The sequence below is a fragment of the Pseudomonas sp. WS 5021 genome (assembly GCF_012985535.1).
In the GTDB taxonomy this organism is placed as follows: Bacteria; Pseudomonadota; Gammaproteobacteria; order Pseudomonadales; family Pseudomonadaceae; genus Aquipseudomonas.
The window spans coordinates 1,021,272-1,038,098 of record NZ_JAAQWP010000001.1; the positions used below are offsets into that span (position 1 = coordinate 1,021,272).

Consider the following 16,827-nt stretch of genomic DNA (forward strand, 5'->3'; position numbering starts at 1 on the left):
CGTACTGGCGTCGTGTCGAACGTCAGGCGCTCACCGCCGATGCCGCCCGAGACACACTCAAGAACCGCAACAGCGCCACCAGCGGGAACAGGCTGCCCACCACGATCACCCCAAGCCAGCCGCCGTGCTCATACACGCTGCTGGCAATCGCCGAGCCGAAGGCGCCGCCGATGAAAATGCTGGTCATGTACAGCGCGTTCAGGCGGCTGCGGCTATGGGCGTCGAGGGCGTAGATGCTGCGCTGGCCAAGGACCATGTTCATCTGCACGCAGAAGTCCAGGACCACGCCGGTCACCGCCAGGCCAATCACGCTGTAGATCGGGTGGATAAACGCCGGCAGAAAACTCAGCGCGGCAAACAGCATCGCCAGCAGCGAGGCGCGGTGGGTATGGCCAGCATCGGCCAGGCGCCCGCTGATAGGGGCGGCAATGGCGCCGAGGGCACCGACCAGGGCAAACAGGGCAATTTCGCTTTGGCTCAGCCCATGGTTACGCGACAGCTCCAGGGGCACGGCGGTCCAGAACAGGCTGAAGGCCGCAAACAGGCAACCCTGGTAGAACGCCCGTTGACGAAGCAACGGTTGTTCGCGCAGCAAGGTGCCCAACGAACGCAGCAACTGGGCATAGCTGGCGCTGTGATCCGGCTGGCGCTTGGGCACGGTCAACAGCAGTACCACGCTGATCAGGACCATCATTGCCGCCGCCGCCATGAACATCGCGCGCCAGCCGAAGTGGTCAGCCACCAGGCTGGACACCGGCCGTGCCAGCAGGATGCCCAGCAACAGGCCGCCCATGATGCTGCCCACCACCCGGCCACGGGATTCGGCGGGCGCCAGGTGCGCGGCCAGGGGAATCAGAATCTGCACCGACACGGAGCTGAAGCCGATCAGCAGCGACACCAGCAGGAACAGGTTCGGCTGCTCGGCAAAGGCCGCGCCCAGCAGGCTGGCAATGGCGACCACGGTGGTGATGATCATCAGCCGGCGGTTTTCCAACAGATCGCCCAGCGGCACCAGGAAAAAAAGGCCCAGGGCGTAGCCGATCTGGGTCAGGGACACGATCAGGCTGGCCATGGCCGGCGTCAGGCCGATGTCCGGGGCAATCAGTTCAATGATCGGTTGGGCGTAGTAGATATTGGCGACGATAGCGCCGCAGCAGAACGCGAACAGCAGCACCATGCCACGGGTCATGGTGGCGGTCGCGGGCGGAGTAGCGGTCATGGTGTTCTCGTTAAAACGGGGAAGGAGGATGCGAAGGGTAAAGGGTAGGCGAGGGACGAGGTAAGTGTTACTGATGATTTCAGACATGCCTGGCATTAATGTCTTGCGCACAACCCAATGTGGGAGCGGGCTTGCGCGCGATGGCAGCGTATCAGGTTAGAAATACCTGGCTGATACACCGCTGTCGCGAGCAAGCCCGCTCCCACATTGTTGAGCGTGTCCGGTCAGTTACTGGCCGTTGTAGATCTGGTCGAACACTCCACCATCATTGAAGTGGGTCTTCTGCACGGTGCGCCAGTCACCAAAGGTCTTCTCCACCGACAGGAAGTCGACTTTCGGGAAGCGATCGGTGTACTTGGCCAGTACCTTCGGGTCCCGTGGACGCAGGTAGTTGTTGGCTGCAATTTCCTGGCCTTCGGCCGACCACAGGTATTTCAGGTAGTCATCGGCCACTGCACGGGTGCCCTTTTTATCGACCACTTTGTCGACCACCGACACCGGCGGCTCGGCTTCGGCAGAGACGCTTGGGTAGATCACTTCGAACTGGTCGCGGCCGAATTCACGGGCAATCATTTCCGCTTCGTTTTCAAAGGTCACCAGCACGTCGCCGATCTGGTTGGTCATGAAGGTAGTGGTCGCGGCACGGCCACCGGTATCGAGCACCGGAGCTTGCTTGAACAGCTTGCCGACAAAGTCCTTGGCCTTGTTTTCATCGCCGCCGTTCTTGAGCACATAGCCCCAGGCCGACAGGTAGGTGTAGCGCCCGTTGCCGGAGGTCTTGGGGTTGGGCACGATCACCTGCACGCCATCTTTGAGCAAGTCCGGCCAGTCTTTGAGGGCCTTGGGGTTGCCCTTGCGCACGATAAACACGGTGGCGGACGTGAACGGTGCGCTGTTGTTCGGCAGGCGGGTGACCCAGTTGTCGGGCACCAGTTTGCCGTTGTCCGCCAGGGCATTGATGTCGGTGGCCATGTTCATGGTGATCACGTCAGCCGGCAGGCCGTCGATGACCGAGCGCGCCTGTTTGCTGGAACCGCCGAAGGACATCTGCAAGGTCAGCTTGTCGTTCGGGTGTTCGGCTTGCCAGTGCTTCTGGAACGCCGCGTTGTAGTCCTTGTAGAAGTCACGCATCACGTCATAGGAGACGTTGAGCAGGGTGGTCGAGGCGGCCTGGGCGCCGACAGACAGTGCGAGGCCTGCGGCCAGGAGCGAAGCGCTAACAAGTTTTTTCACTGCTCATTCCTTGTTGTTCGAGAAGGTAGTGGCTTATAGCCCACGACTATAGCCGGGGCGGCATAGACGCTTAAAGATTAAAAAGAACTTTGCTTATTCCACTTTTTTATAGAGCCCGTTGCCACAGCGTGAACAGAAGGCCGCATTGGGTTCGTGGCTGCTTTTCTGGCACACCGGGCAGTCGTGTTGCAGTTGCTCGCCGCGCATGGCGTTGGCCAGTTCGGCGGTAAAGATCCCGGTGGGCACGGCGATGATCGAGTAGCCGGTGATCATCACCAGCGAGGAGATCACCTGGCCCAGCGGGGTCTTGGGCACGATGTCGCCAAACCCCACGGTGGTCAGGGTCACGATAGCCCAGTAGATGCCCTTGGGGATGCTGGTAAAGCCGTGCTCCGGGCCTTCGATCACGTACATCAGGGTGCCGAACACCGTTACCAGGGTGCAGACGCTGACCAGGAACACCACGATCTTCTGCTTGCTGCCGCGCAGCGCCGACATCAGGTAGTTGGCCTGCTTGAGGTAGGGGCCGAGCTTGAGCACCCGAAAGATCCGCAACATGCGGATGATGCGGATAATCAGCAGGTACTGGGCGTCGCTGTAGTACAGGGCCAGGATGCCGGGGACGATGGCCAGCAAGTCCACCAGCCCGTAGAAACTGAAGGCATACCGCAACGGTTTGGGCGAGCAATACAGGCGCAGGCCGTACTCGATGAGGAAAATCAGCGTGAAGCCCCACTCGATATAGGCCAGCACATCGGCGTAGTTCTGGTGGATCTGGTCGATGCTGTCGAGCATCACGATCACCAGGCTGGCGAGGATGATCAGCAGCAAGATGCCGTCAAAACGCCGCCCGGCCACCGTGTCGCTCTGAAATACCATGACGTAGAGCCGCTGGCGCCAGTCGTTGTTGCTGTCCATGAAGTCCGCCTGAATCGTAGGTGTGCGAAGCCTAGGGGGATTCGAACGGGCTGTCCACGTTGACCCTGTGCCGCAGGCGCAACGTCGCGCGCACCAACCAGCAGGCGAGGATAAACGGTGCAGTCAGCGGCGCCAGGTGCAGGCCGGCAAAACCCGGGGCAAGCAGGCTGGCCAGGAGGATGCCGAGCAACGGCAGCCAGGGTTGGCGCCGGTAGTGGCTGAGGGCCAGGGCGGCAAGTGCCGGGTTATAGCTGTGCAGGCCGAGCAGGGCGCCGGCGGGGTCGTCGAGCAGCAGGCCGAGCGCCACGCCGCTGCCGGCCCCGAGCATCGCCCACAGCGCCGCGCGAGGGCTGGCCAACAGCAGGCCAAGGGCGATCAGCAGGCCGGCCAGCGGTCGATCCAGCAGCACGACCTGGCCCAGCCCGACCAGTGGCGCGCTCAGCCAGTCCAGGGGAGTGGCGGCAATGAGGGGCAGGGTGGCCGGTGAGACCGTGCCGAGCAGCAGCCAGCCTAACCCGACGAAGGGCACCGTATAGGCGGGCAGGTCATCGCCATGGGCCATGCGCTTGACCCATTGCCGGGTCAGGATCGCACTCAGGCCGCCGCACGCCAGGATCAGCGGCGGCAGCAATGCTGACCAGGCAAAGTGCTGGCCGATCAGCAGCCCCAGTAACACACCGTTATAGCTATAGAGCCCGGCCTGGCGCTCGGCCTTGGGATAGTCGCGGCGCTGGGCCGTGAGCAGGCCGGCGACCCCGCCCAGCAGCGCACCGCCGAGCAGGGCCGGGGCGCAGGCGAGGATCGCCAGCAGGCAGAGCAGGCCACACAGCGGGTGGCGTTGCAGGAAGATCTGGCTGAAGCCGTTGAGCAGGGCTTCGGCCCAGTCGGGGCAGGTTGGGTTGGGCATGGTGGGTAAGTCAGTAAGACCGAGTTGCCCCCATCGCGAGCAAGCCCGCTCCCACATTTTGATCTGCGAACACGGTCAAATGTGGGAGCGGGCTTGCCCGCGATAAGGCCCGAACAGACGCTAGATCAACGTCTCGATACGCAGCGAGTTGGTCGACCCCGGCTGCCCAAACGGCACCCCCGCAGTGATCAACAGCGTATCCCCACGCTGCGCCATGCCTTGGGCCTGGGCGATTTCCAGCGCTGTGGAACACACCTCGTCCACCTGCCGCAAGCGGTCATTGACCACCGAATGCACGCCCCAGGCCACGCTCAAGCGGCGCGCGGTGGACAGGTTCGGCGTGAGGTTGAGGATCGGCACCGCCGGCCGCTCCCGCGCCGCGCGCAGGCTGGAGCTGCCCGACTCGCTGTAGTTCACCAGCACCGCCACCGGCAGGATGCTGCTGATCCGGCGGATCGCGCAGCTGATGGCATCGGACACGGTGGCGTCGGCCTTGGGCCGGCTTACATCCAGTTGGGTCTGGTAGTCCGGGCCGTTCTCCACCTGGCGAATGATCTTGCTCATCATCTGCACGGCTTCCAGCGGGTATTCGCCGGACGCGGTTTCGGCCGAGAGCATCACCGCATCGGTGCCCTCGGCCACGGCATTGGCCACGTCCGTGACTTCGGCGCGGGTCGGGGCCGGCGAGAAACGCATGGATTCGAGCATCTGCGTTGCCACCACCACCGGTTTGCCCAGTTGGCGGCAGGTGCTGATGATGTCTTTCTGGATTTGCGGCACGCTTTCGGCCGGCACTTCCACACCCAGATCGCCTCTGGCGACCATGATCGCATCGCTCAGCTCGGCGATTTCCTGCAGGTGGCGCACCGCCGAGGGCTTCTCGATCTTCGCCATCAAGAACGCCTTGTCGCCGATCAGTTCGCGCGCTTCACGGATGTCTTCGGGGCGTTGTACAAACGACAGCGCCACCCAGTCCACGCCCAGTTCCAGGCCGAAACTCAGGTCGCGGCGGTCCTTGGCGGTCAGTGGGCTGAGCTCCAACAAGGCTTGTGGGACGTTCACCCCTTTACGGTCGGACAGTTCGCCGCCATTCAACACCGTGGTGTCGATCGCATCGGCATGCTTGGTAATCACCCGCAGGCGCAGCTTGCCGTCATCGAGCAACAGGTCCATGCCCGGTTCCAGGGCCTTGATGATTTCCGGGTGGGGCAGGTTGACCCGCCGCTGGTCGCCCGGCGTGGGGTCGAGGTCCAGGCGCAACGCCTGGCCACGCACCAGTTGCACCTTGCCCTCGGCGAAACGCCCGACTCGCAGCTTCGGCCCTTGCAGGTCCATCAGGATCCCCAGCGGGTAATTGAGCTGGCGCTCGACCTGGCGGATCCACTGGTAGCGCTGGGCATGGTCGGCGTGATCGCCATGGCTGAAGTTCAGGCGGAAGATATTCACCCCGGCTTCCACCAGCTCGCGGATGTCATCGATACCGTCGGTGGCTGGCCCCAGGGTGGCGAGGATTTTGACTTTCTTGTCAGGCGTCATGGGCAGCAGTCTCAAGTATCAAAATGGCGCGGAAGTCGTTGACGTTGGTACGGGTCGGCTCGGTGACGATCAGCGCGTCGAGTGCCGCGAAATAGCCGTAGCCATTGTTATTGTCCAACTCATCGCTGGCCGACAGGCCCAGGGCTTCGGCGCGCGCGTAGCTGGTGGGGGACATGATTGCACCGGCGTTGTCTTCGGAACCGTCGATGCCGTCGGTATCACCGGCCAGGGCGTACACGCCAGGCAGGCCCTTGAGGCTGTCGGTCAGGCTCAGCAGGAACTCGGCGTTGCGTCCGCCACGGCCATTGCCGCGCACGGTCACGGTGGTCTCGCCGCCGGAGAGGATCACGCAGGGCGCCGCCAGCGGCTGGCCGTGCTGCACGATCTGCCGGGCGATGCCGGCGTGGACCTTGGCCACATCCCGCGCTTCGCCTTCCAGGTCGCCGAGGATCAGCGGGCTGAAGCCGGCCTGGCGCACTTTGACCGCCACCGCTTCCAAGGACTGTTGCGGTCGCGCGATCAATTGGAAATGGCTGCGCGCCAGGCACGGGTCACCGGGTTTGACGGTCTCTGACTCCGGGTTCTGCAACCAACTGCGCAACGAGGCTGGCACTTCGATCTGGTAACGCTTGAGGATCGCCAGGGCCTGTTGCGAGGTGCTCGGGTCGCCTACGGTCGGGCCGGAGGCAATCACCGTGGCCTGGTCGCCCGGCACATCGGAAATCGCGTAGGTGTAGACCGTGGCCGGCCAGGCGGCCTTGGCCAGTCGCCCGCCCTTGATCGCCGAGAGGTGCTTGCGCACGCAATTCATCTCGCCGATGGTCGCGCCGGATTTGAGCAGGGCTTTGTTGATGGCTTGTTTGTCGGCCAGGGTGATACCCGCCGCCGGCAACGCCAGCAGCGCCGAACCGCCGCCGGACAAGAGGAAGATCACACGGTCGTCTTCGCCAAGGTTGCTGATCAGTTCCAGCACGCGCTTGGCCACGGCCTGGCCAGCGGCATCGGGCACGGGGTGCGCGGCTTCGACCACTTCGATTTTCTGGCAGGGCGCGCCGTGGCCGTAGCGTGTGACCACCAGTCCCGAAACCTCGCCCTGCCAGCTGTTTTCCACGACCAGGGCCATGGCGGCCGCAGCTTTACCCGCGCCGATCACGATCACGCGGCCGCTGCGGTCGGCGGGCAGATAAGGTTCGAGGACTTGCCGGGGGTGGGCAGCGTCGATGGCTGTGGCAAACAGCTCGCGAAGCAGGTGTTGCGGATCGACCGACATAAGCGGGCTCCCGGGTTCTTGTTATTGGGTTTGCAACGTGGAATGAGGGCCAAATGTGGGAGCTGGCTTGCCTGCGATGGCGGTGTGTCAGGCGATTAATCTGTCACTGAACGACCGCTATCGCAGGCAAGCCAGCTCCTACCAGGGATTGCATTGAAAAAGGGGCGGTTACTTATCGCGAATCGAGAAATTCGCCATATGTTCCAGGCCCTTGATCAGCGCCGAATGGTCCCAGTTGCCGCCGCCAATCGCGGTGCAGGTGCTGAACACTTGCTGGGTGCCGGCGGTATTGGGCAGGTTGATCCCCAGCTCCTTGGCGCCGGCCAGGGCCAGGTTCAGGTCCTTCTGGTGCAGGTTGATCCGGAAACCCGGGTCGAAGGTGCCCTTGATCATCCGCTCGCCATGCACTTCGAGAATCTTCGACGAGGCGAAGCCACCCATCAGCGCTTCGCGGACCTTGGCCGGATCGGCGCCGTTTTTCGCGGCGAACAGTAGCGCTTCGGCCACCGCCTGGATGTTCAGGGCAACGATGATCTGGTTCGCCACCTTGGCGGTCTGGCCATCGCCATTGCCACCCACCAGGGTGATGTTCTTGCCCATGCTCTGGAACAGCGCCAGGGCGCGTTCGAAGGTCTGCGGCTCGCCACCGACCATGATGCTCAGGGTCGCGGCCTTGGCGCCGACTTCACCGCCGGACACCGGTGCGTCGAGGTACTGCGCGCCAGTGGCGTTGATCTTGGCGGCAAAGGCCTTGGTGGCGGTGGGCGAGATCGAACTCATGTCGATCACCACTTTGTTCGGCGACAGGCCAGCCGCTACGCCGTCGGCGCGGAACAGCACGTCATCGACCTGGGGGGTATCGGGCACCATGACGATGATGAATTCCGCTTCCTGGGCCACTTGCTGCGGGTTGGCCAGGGCCACGGCACCGGCGGCGACCAGCTCGGCGGGCGCCTTGCCGTGGTGCTCGGAGAGGAACAGTTGGTGACCTGCTTTCTGCAGGTTCGCGGCCATGGGTTGGCCCATGATGCCGGTGCCGATAAAGCCGATTTTAGCCATGATGAAGTCCTCTTTTTATTCGTTATGCAGGTTTTGCACTGCCCCCGTGGGAGCTGGCTTGCCTGCGATGGCGCCACCTGGGTATGCCTGATACACCGAGGTGTCTGCATCGCAGGCAAGCCAGCTCCTACAGGTTTTTATGGTGTTGGTCAGATCGCGTTATGGCTCTTGAGCCAGCCAAGACCAGCCTCGGTAGTGGTCAACGGCTTGTACTCACAGCCGACCCAACCCTGATAGCCAATGCGCTCCAGATGCTCGAACAGGAACCGGTAGTTGATTTCACCGGTGCCCGGCTCGTTGCGCCCCGGGTTGTCCGCCAGCTGGATATGGTTGATCTGATCCAGGTGCGTGGCCATGGTGCGGGCCAGGTCGCCTTCCATGATTTGCATGTGATAGATGTCGTATTGCAGGAACAGGTTGGCGCTGCCCACCTGTTCGCGAATCGCCAGGGCCTGTGCGGTGTTGTTCAGGTAGAAACCGGGAATGTCGCGGGTGTTGATCGCTTCCATCACCAGCTTGATGCCCACCGCTTGCAGCTTGTCGGCTGCGTACTTGAGGTTGGCGACGAAGGTTTTTTCCAGGGTGGCGTCGTCCACGCCGGCAGGGCGAATCCCCGCCAGGCAGTTGATCTGGGTATTGCCCAGTACCTGGGCGTAGGCGATGGCCAGGTTGACCCCAGCGCGAAACTCCTCGACCCGGTCCGGGTGGCAGGCCAGGCCGCGCTCGCCGCTGGCCCAGTCACCGGCCGGCAGGTTGAACAGCACTTGGGTCAAGCCGTGGGCGTCGAGTTGTGCCTTGATTTCGGCGGAGCTGAACTCGTAGGGGAACAGGTATTCCACCCCGCTGAAACCGGCATCGGCGGCGGCTTTGAAGCGGGCGAGAAAGTCCTGTTCGGTGAACAGCATGGACAGGTTGGCGGCAAAACGCGGCATGGGGTTCTCCTTAATCGAGCAATGAAATGGCAGTGGGTGCGTCGTTGCCCACCAGTGCCAGATCTTCGAATTCATTGACGGCGTTGATCTCGGTGCCCATGGAAATATTGGTCACGCGCTCCAGGATGATCTCGACAATCACCGGCACCTTGAACTCTTCGATCATTTCCTGGGCCTTGCGCAGTGCTGGCTGGATCTGGCCCGGCTCGAACACACGCAGGGCCTTGCAACCCAGGCCTTCGGCGACGGCAACGTGGTCGACGCCATAACCGTTGAGTTCCGGGGCGTTGAGGTTGTCGAAAGACAACTGTACGCAGTAGTCCATTTCAAACCCGCGTTGGGCCTGGCGGATCAGCCCCAGGTAGGAGTTGTTCACCACCACGTGGATGTACGGCAGCTTGAACTGCGCGCCCACGGCCAGCTCTTCGATCATGAACTGGAAGTCATAGTCGCCGGACAGCGCCACTACCTTGCGGTTCGGGTCGGCCTTGACCACGCCCAGCGCAGCGGGGATGGTCCAGCCCAGCGGGCCGGCCTGGCCGCAGTTGATCCAGTGGCGTGGCTTGTAGACGTGCAGGAACTGCGCACCGGCAATCTGCGACAGGCCAATGGTGCTGACGTAGCAGGTGTCTTTGCCGAACACCTGGTTCATCTCTTCGTACACCCGTTGCGGCTTGACCGGGACGTTGTCGAAGTGGGTCTTGCGGTGCAGGGTGGCTTTGCGCTGCTGGCAATCGTGCAGCCAGGCGCTGCGGTCCTTGAGCTTGCCGGCGGCTTTCCACTCGCGGGCCACTTCGATAAACATCGTCAGCGCGGCACCGGCGTCGGACACGATGCCCAGGTCCGGGGTGAACACCCGACCGATTTGCGTCGGTTCGATGTCGACGTGAATGAACTTGCGACCCTCGGTGTACACCTCCACCGAGCCGGTGTGACGGTTGGCCCAACGGTTGCCGACACCCAGGACCACGTCGGACTTGAGCATCGTAGCGTTGCCATAACGGTGCGAGGTTTGCAGGCCGACCATGCCCACCATCAGCGGGTGATCGTCGGGAATGGTGCCCCAGCCCATCAGCGTCGGGATCACCGGGATACCGGTCAGCTCGGCGAATTCCACCAACAGTTCGCTGGCGTCGGCATTGATCACGCCGCCACCGCTGACCAGCAGCGGGCGTTCGGCCTGATCGAGCATCGCCAGGGCCTTCTCGATCTGGATCCGCGTGGCCAGTGGCTTGGCCAGGGGCAGTGGCTGGTAGGCGTCGATGTCGAACTCGATCTCGGCCATCTGCACATCGAATGGCAAGTCGATCAGCACCGGGCCGGGGCGGCCGGAGCGCATTTCATAGAAGGCTTTCTGGAACGCATACGGCACCTGGCCAGGTTCCAGCACGGTGGTTGCCCACTTGGTCACTGGCTTGACGATACTGGTGATGTCCACGGCCTGGAAGTCTTCCTTGTGCATGCGGGCACGGGGCGCTTGCCCGGTGATGCACAGGATCGGGATCGAATCGGCCGAGGCGCTGTACAGGCCGGTGACCATGTCGGTGCCCGCCGGGCCCGAAGTGCCGATGCACACGCCGATATTGCCGGCCTTGGTGCGGGTATACCCCTCGGCCATGTGCGAAGCGCCTTCCACGTGGCGAGCGAGGACGTGATCGATGCCGCCGACCTTTTGCAGGGCCGAATACAACGGGTTGATCGCAGCGCCTGGGATGCCGAAGGCGGTATCTACACCCTCACGACGCATCACCAGGACAGCGGCTTCGATTGCTCTCATTTTGCTCATGGTTTTGGTGCCTCTTGCGTTTTGTAATTGTATACAAGTGGTGTTGCTTCAAAGTGTATTCACGGCGAGCTACGCAGGTCAATCCATTTTATTCTCGGGCCTGTGCATTCGTCGGAAGGCTTTTTAGCGGGAGTATTTTGACGTGTGGTGCGTATGTTTTGAAATATTGTATACAAAAAATAAATCTATTGTGTTCTATTTGTTGCATCCGGCTTCTGATCAATCAGAGCCCCAAGGCTTTCTCAATAACAAGATAAGGACGGCACCCATGAGCGCTCTAACCTTGAAAGTCGCAGTCAACCTGGTCAGCCAGGCCATCACCGCAGGCCGCACCATTGCCGCTGCACCGCTGACCATCGCAGTGCTCGACAGCGGCGGGCACCTGATCACCCTGCAACGGGAAGACGGCGCCAGCCTGCTGCGCCCGCAAATTGCTATCGGCAAGGCCTGGGGCGCGATTGCCCTGGGCAAGGGCTCGCGTTTGCTGGCGCTGGATGCCCAGCAACGGCCGGCATTTATCGCTGCACTGAACAGCCTGGGGCAGGGCGGCGTGGTGCCGGCGCCGGGCGGGGTGTTGATTCGGGATCAGGCGGGGGTGGTGCTGGGGGCGATCGGGATCAGTGGGGATACGTCGGATATTGATGAGCAGTGCGCGATCAGCGCGATTGAAGGGGTGGGGTTGTTGGCGGATGCGGGGGTGAGTGCTTGATTTTTCCGGGCTTGTAAGAACCTCATCGCGAGCAAGCCCGCGTTTTGACCTGTGAACACGGTCAAAATGTGGGAGCGGGCTTGCTCGCGATAGGGCCGACTCGGTCTTGAATCTAAACCCAAATTGCATCCCACAACGGATAGTCGCCAATCCTCTCCACCAACCCCGCCCTCAATGGATTGGCCACCACATACCTGGCCATCTTCACCAGATCATCTTCCCTACGCAGCGCGCGATCATGAAAGCTGGTTTGCCAAAGCCTCCCCTTGCGGGCAGTGGTGCCATTGACTGAGCGAGTGCTTTTGGATTTCACCTGGCACATCAAGTCACCCAGCGAACCTTTTTGCAGTTGGATCAACCAGTGGAAATGGTCGGGCATCACCACCCAGGCCAGAGAGTGCGCCAGCCCTTGATATTGGGCGAGCCTGAACTGCCAGACCACCAGGCGGCCGAGATGGAAATCGCTGAAGATTGGTGTGCGTTCGTGGGTGTTGGTGGTGATCAGGTAGATGTGGTTGGTTTCGCTGAACCGCCCGATGCGTAGGCGGTGTGAGGTGGCTCGATCAGGCATTCCGTTGCCTCTCTTCAGATGGGGTCTTGAGAGGCTAGATCGGGGAGCTTGAGGCTGATGGGCAGGCTTTTGGCAGGATGTGTCTGGGAGGGCACTTTCGCGAGCAAGCCCGCTCCCACATGGGATCTTTGTTGTTCATACATTTTGTGTCTGGCACAGATCTAGTGTGGGAGCGGGCTTGCTCGCGAATCTTGGCCACACCACAGTCCATCAGTCCGGCTCACACCCCTTCAACACCAACCGAATAATCGTCTGCGCCGCCGCTTCATAATCGGCCTCATCCAGCTTGGCCTTGCCGGTCACCGCCGAGATCTGCCAGTCAAAGTCCGCATAGGTCTGGGTCGCTGCCCAGATGCTGAACATCAGGTGATGAGGATCAATGGCGGCGATCAGGCCGCGATCGACCCAGCTCTGGATGCAATCGATATTGTGCTTGGCCTGGGCGTTGAGTTGCTGCACCTGCTCGGGGCTCAGGTGCGGGGCGCCGTGCATGATTTCGCTGGCGAACACTTTCGAGGCAAAGGGCAGGTCGCGGGAGATGCTGATTTTCGAGCGAATATAGCCGCTCAGCACCTGCTTGGGGTCGCCGTCCGGGTTGAAGGGAGTGGAGGCGGCCAGGATTGGCTCGATGATGCTTTCGAGCACCTCGCGGTAGAGGTTGTCCTTGGACTTGAAGTAGTAATAAACGTTGGGCTTGGGCAGCCCGGCCTTGGCGGCGATGTCGCTGGTTTTGGTCGCGGCGAAGCCCTTGTCGGCAAACTCCTCGCTGGCAGCCCGCAGGATCAGTTCTTTGTTGCGCTCGCGAATGGTGCTCATAGACCAGATGATTCCTTGCCAGGACAGGCGGTTGCGCATGGTAGCACCGGCGATCCGCGCGCCTCAAGAATCTGCCCGCGACGCTTTGTACCACGCTATGCTGCGAAATATCCCACATTTAGGACGTCCGATTCATGGCAGGAAGCAGCTTGTTGGTATTGATCGATGACATCGCCGCCGTCCTCGATGACGTGGCCTTGATGACCAAAATGGCCGCCAAGAAAACCGCCGGGGTGCTGGGGGATGACTTGGCGCTCAATGCGCAGCAGGTTTCTGGTGTACGCGCCGAGCGGGAAATCCCGGTGGTGTGGGCCGTTGCCAAGGGCTCGTTTATCAACAAGCTGATCCTGGTTCCCGCCGCGCTGTTGATCAGCACCTTCGCGCCATGGGGGGTCACGCCACTGTTGATGCTCGGCGGCGCTTATCTGTGTTTCGAAGGCTTTGAAAAACTCGCCCATAAATTCCTGCACAGCAAGGCCGATGATCAGGCCGCACATGCCCAGTTGGTCGAAGCCGTGGCCGACCCCGCAACCGACCTGGTGGCGTTCGAGAAAGACAAGATCAAGGGCGCGATCCGCACCGACTTTATCCTCTCCGCCGAAATCATCGCCATCACCCTGGGCACCGTGGCTGATGCACCGTTGATGCAGCAAGTTATCGTGCTGTCGGGCATCGCTCTGGTCATGACCATCGGCGTGTACGGCCTGGTCGCCGGTATCGTCAAGCTCGACGACCTGGGCCTGTGGATGGCGCAAAAGCCCGGCCAACTGGTGCGCGATATCGGCAACGGGTTTGTACGAACCACACCGTACATGATGAAAAGCCTGTCGGTGATCGGCACGGCGGCGATGTTCATGGTCGGTGGCGGCATCCTGACCCACGGCGTGCCGGTGGTGCATCACTGGATTGAGAGTGTGAGCCAGAGCATCGGTGGCATCAGCTGGCTGATGCCGACCTTGCTCAATGCCATCGCGGGGATCATCGCCGGGGCGGTGGTGCTGGCGCTGGTATCGGTGGCGAGCAAGGCGTGGCGTGCCTTGAGGGGTTAGGTGCTATTGCAACGCGCTGTAGCCTTTTTCGCTGAATGCCTTGAGCAGTTGCGCTTCCGAGCCTGCTGAAACACTGCCGAACTGGCCGAAACCCTGAACGTGCTGATCGCTCTGCTGGCTCGGGCCCTGACGCTCCAAGCCTTCGCGGCCATCAATGTAGGTTGCCACTTGCGCCAGGTTATAGGCGGCGTTGGCGCGTGAGTCGGGGTTTCGATTGGCTGCGCCCCAATCGCCGGTTTGCTGCTTGAGCTGATTGATGAAGTTGCTCGCGAAAGGACCGTCTTGCTTGAGGATGTCCTTGAGGATCGGCGTGTCCTTGAAGATTTGTCCTGCGCTGCGATCATCGCCGGCCGGTCGACCATAGGCGCCTCTGGGGGCGTCCAGAGAAGGTTTTGTTGAGGCTTGGGACTCTGCGGCGGGAGTAGCGGGGGTGCTGGGTGCCGTGATGGGGGGTTGGGAAACCGATATCGTCATGTTGAAGTTCCACTGGAAAGTTCGAGGTGGGCAGAGTGTGGTCAGCCTGTTTTGTGTCGGGCTTATCTGCATGGGGGCCTGGACTTTAAGTGGCAAGGGTGTACGAACTGGTTCCGAGGGGGGGGGGCTGCTGACGGTTGAAAAAAAGGCCATCGAACGTTTCGATGGCCTTTTTTGCACGCTTGATAAAGTTACTCGGCAATCTGCAACTTGCGCGACTCGGTATACACATACCGCACTTTTTCATACTCGAACGGCGAGTTCATCTGGCCGTAGCGAAAGCTCGTCTGGTAACGCTTGTCCACCGCACGCAGGGCCCAGATTTCCGGGTGGTTGGAGCTGACTTCGGCGACGTTGAGGTAGTTGATCTGGGTTTCTGCGGTGTAGTCCACCAACAGGCCGCCGGTGTCGCGCAGGTTGGACGGGCCGAGGATCGGCAGAATCAGGTAGGCGCCGCCGGGAACGCCGTAGAAGCCCAGGGTCTGGCCGAAATCTTCGCTCTGGCGCGGCAGGCCCATGGCGGTGGCCGGGTCCCACAGGCCGGCGATGCCGAGGGTGGTGTTGACCAGCAGGCGGCCGGTGGTTTCCAGGGAGCGGTGGCCCTTGAGTTGCAGCAGGCTGTTCATCAGGTTGGGCACATCGCCCAGGTTGTTGAAGAAGTTGCTGACACCGGTGCGCAGGAAGCTTGGGGTGACGTAGCGATAACCGTCGACCACCGGCAGGAATACCCATTGGTCGAAGCGATAGTTGAAGTGGTACACCCTACGGTTCCACGACTCCAGCGGGTCGTAGACGTTGAGGGCGTTGAGGGTCGAGCGCTCGAACTCGCGCTGGTCCAAGCCAGGGTTGAACTTGAGTTTGCTCAAGGGCTCCTTGAAGCCATCCTGGTCGACCACGGTCGGTGCGTGAGCCTTGCTGTTGTCCGCGTGGGCAACGCCTGCGCAGAGTAAGGCCGCAAGAAGCAGGAGATGTTTAGCCACGGAAGAACTCCAGCATGGCGTCGGCGTTGACGCGGTAATTGAGGTTGCCGCAGTGGCCGCCCAGTGGGTAGACGGTCAAGCGATCGCCGAAGGTCTTGCGCAGGAAGCCCAGGTCGCCGGGGCCGAGGATCACGTCGTCGGCGTTGTGCATCACGGCGATTTTCGGGCTGTCGCGCAGGTAATCCTCAAGGGCGTACAGGCTGACCTGGTCGATCAGTTGCAGCAGGCTGCCGCCGTCGGAGCGGGCGCGCCACATCGGGATCACTTGTTCGGTGAGGTAGCAGTCGAAATCACATTGCAGCGCACGCTTGAGGAACGGCGTGAGGCTGGTGCTTTCGGTAATCGGGTACTTGGGTGGGATGATCAGGCCGCGGCGGTTGATCAGGTCCGAGGTGAAGGCGATATCCGCCGCCGAGAAGCGGAACGAGGTGCCGATCAGCATCGCCATCTGCTCGTTGGTCAGGTGCTCCTTGGAGCTCTGGAAGTCGTAGAGCAGGGCGTCGTTGAGGTCGATGTAGCCTTTTTGCTGGAAGTAGCGGGTCAGCTTGTTCAACACCAGTTCATAGAAGGTGGTGCTGTTGTTGATGCCCTTGACCTCGGTCTGCACCAGTTTGTCGAGGTTGGTGATGGAGGTGTAGAGGTTGACCGGCGGGTTGAGCAGCAACACTTTCTTGAAGTTGAAGCTGCGGCGGGTTTCGTCCAGCTTGCTGACGAACGCCGCGTCCAGCGCGCCCAGGCTGTAGCCGGTGAGGTAGAAGTCGGTGACGGGCAACGAGGCGTTTTGCGCGCGTACGGCCTGCATCACGCGGTACATGTCCTCGGCGTCTTCCTGGGTGATGCCGGGCGTGGCAAAGCGCGAGGCGGCGCTGATGAAGTCGAAGCTGGTGGGCGATGACAATTGGACGACATGGTAGCCGGCCTTGTAGTACAGCTTTTTCAGGTATTCGTTGAGGCTGCTGTCAAAGCGTGCACCGGTGCCGGCGATCAGGAAGATCAGCGGCGCGGCGCGGTCTTGCTTGGCAATGCGGTAGGTGAGCTTCTTCACCGGCCAGAAGTTGTCGGGCAGGCTGAATTCACGCTCCGGGCGCATGGTCAGGGTGTAGTCGGACTGGTTGATGTCATCGATGGATGGCAGATCCGGCCGCAGGTCCGGTGGTGTCGTGGCGATGGTCGCCTCGAACGGGTTGGTCAAAGGGTAGCCATAGCTGGCCGGATCGACATCGACCGCCAGTGCTGACGCACTCAAAAAAAGGCCACCCAACAGGGCAGCGCAGCGCAAGGAACGGAGCATGACTAAATCCCTAAGAGGAAAACGTGCTGAATGAAGTTCGCAGGCTATGACCACCGCGCTATCGCCGAAGTGCCAGC

At 61.7% G+C, this 16,827-nt stretch carries 16 protein-coding genes; 2 read left to right on the top strand and 14 right to left on the bottom strand.

Going from position 1 to position 16,827, the window contains the following annotated elements:
- Positions 1 to 22 precede the first annotated feature (22 nt).
- From HBO19_RS04770 to gcl, 9 genes are all read right to left on the bottom strand, one after another.
- Complete coding sequence (locus HBO19_RS04770) at positions 23 to 1,219, bottom strand: MFS transporter (protein WP_170042633.1); 1,197 nt, start codon at positions 1,217 to 1,219, stop codon at positions 23 to 25.
- A 228-nt stretch (positions 1,220 to 1,447) separates the two neighbouring features.
- The gene (locus tag HBO19_RS04775; protein ID WP_169956439.1) at positions 1,448 to 2,452 is read right to left on the bottom strand and encodes a sulfate ABC transporter substrate-binding protein; all 1,005 of its coding nucleotides are present in this window, start codon (positions 2,450 to 2,452) and stop codon (positions 1,448 to 1,450) included.
- 93 nt (positions 2,453 to 2,545) lie between these two features.
- Positions 2,546 to 3,370: an ion transporter gene (locus tag HBO19_RS04780; RefSeq protein WP_169956441.1), complete on the bottom strand. Its 825-nt coding sequence runs from the start codon at positions 3,368 to 3,370 to the stop codon at positions 2,546 to 2,548.
- A gap of 31 nt (positions 3,371 to 3,401) precedes the next feature.
- Entirely contained in the window at positions 3,402 to 4,277 is an 876-nt protein-coding gene (locus HBO19_RS04785) for an urea transporter (RefSeq protein WP_170056973.1), read from the bottom strand.
- A gap of 120 nt (positions 4,278 to 4,397) precedes the next feature.
- Positions 4,398 to 5,813: a pyruvate kinase gene (gene pyk, locus HBO19_RS04790; protein ID WP_169956445.1), complete on the bottom strand. Its 1,416-nt coding sequence runs from the start codon at positions 5,811 to 5,813 to the stop codon at positions 4,398 to 4,400.
- Positions 5,803 to 7,083, bottom strand: coding sequence for a glycerate kinase (locus HBO19_RS04795; RefSeq protein ID WP_170056974.1), 1,281 nt, complete (start codon positions 7,081 to 7,083; stop codon positions 5,803 to 5,805). Before HBO19_RS04795 ends, pyk begins: the two co-directional genes overlap by 11 nt.
- 168 nt (positions 7,084 to 7,251) lie before the next feature.
- Positions 7,252 to 8,142, bottom strand: a complete 891-nt coding sequence (locus HBO19_RS04800; RefSeq protein ID WP_169956449.1) for a 2-hydroxy-3-oxopropionate reductase — start codon at positions 8,140 to 8,142, stop codon at positions 7,252 to 7,254.
- A gap of 149 nt (positions 8,143 to 8,291) precedes the next feature.
- Positions 8,292 to 9,074, bottom strand: a complete 783-nt coding sequence (hyi, locus tag HBO19_RS04805; protein ID WP_169956451.1) for a hydroxypyruvate isomerase — start codon at positions 9,072 to 9,074, stop codon at positions 8,292 to 8,294.
- Between the two features lie 10 nt (positions 9,075 to 9,084).
- Complete coding sequence (gene gcl, locus HBO19_RS04810) at positions 9,085 to 10,860, bottom strand: glyoxylate carboligase (RefSeq protein WP_170042636.1); 1,776 nt, start codon at positions 10,858 to 10,860, stop codon at positions 9,085 to 9,087.
- A gap of 268 nt (positions 10,861 to 11,128) precedes the next feature.
- On the opposite strand from gcl, the gene HBO19_RS04815 reads away from it, so the two are divergent.
- On the top strand, positions 11,129 to 11,569 hold the full coding sequence (locus HBO19_RS04815; protein ID WP_170056975.1) for a heme-binding protein: 441 nt from the start codon (positions 11,129 to 11,131) through the stop codon (positions 11,567 to 11,569).
- A 112-nt stretch (positions 11,570 to 11,681) separates the two neighbouring features.
- Here the strand turns inward: HBO19_RS04815 and HBO19_RS04820 are convergent, their stop codons facing one another.
- Both HBO19_RS04820 and HBO19_RS04825 read right to left on the bottom strand, forming a co-directional pair.
- Positions 11,682 to 12,140, bottom strand: a complete 459-nt coding sequence (locus HBO19_RS04820) for a transposase (protein WP_170056976.1) — start codon at positions 12,138 to 12,140, stop codon at positions 11,682 to 11,684.
- A gap of 210 nt (positions 12,141 to 12,350) precedes the next feature.
- Positions 12,351 to 12,956: a TetR/AcrR family transcriptional regulator gene (locus tag HBO19_RS04825; RefSeq protein WP_029292641.1), complete on the bottom strand. Its 606-nt coding sequence runs from the start codon at positions 12,954 to 12,956 to the stop codon at positions 12,351 to 12,353.
- Positions 12,957 to 13,090: 134 nt separating this feature from the next.
- Here HBO19_RS04825 and HBO19_RS04830 point away from each other — a divergent pair, with 134 nt between their 5' ends.
- The gene (locus HBO19_RS04830; RefSeq protein WP_170056977.1) at positions 13,091 to 14,005 is read left to right on the top strand and encodes a DUF808 domain-containing protein; all 915 of its coding nucleotides are present in this window, start codon (positions 13,091 to 13,093) and stop codon (positions 14,003 to 14,005) included.
- Positions 14,006 to 14,008: 3 nt separating this feature from the next.
- On the opposite strand, the gene HBO19_RS04835 is transcribed toward HBO19_RS04830, so the two are convergent.
- The 3 genes from HBO19_RS04835 to HBO19_RS04845 form a co-directional block, all read right to left on the bottom strand.
- Positions 14,009 to 14,479, bottom strand: coding sequence for a hypothetical protein (locus HBO19_RS04835; RefSeq protein ID WP_170056978.1), 471 nt, complete (start codon positions 14,477 to 14,479; stop codon positions 14,009 to 14,011).
- Positions 14,480 to 14,670: 191 nt separating this feature from the next.
- Positions 14,671 to 15,459: a VacJ family lipoprotein gene (locus HBO19_RS04840; protein WP_169956463.1), complete on the bottom strand. Its 789-nt coding sequence runs from the start codon at positions 15,457 to 15,459 to the stop codon at positions 14,671 to 14,673.
- Positions 15,452 to 16,750 (bottom strand): serine/threonine protein kinase, encoded by a 1,299-nt coding sequence (locus HBO19_RS04845; protein ID WP_170042640.1) that lies wholly within the window; start codon positions 16,748 to 16,750, stop codon positions 15,452 to 15,454. The genes HBO19_RS04840 and HBO19_RS04845 overlap by 8 nt, the downstream gene beginning before the upstream one ends.
- Positions 16,751 to 16,827 lie beyond the last annotated feature (77 nt).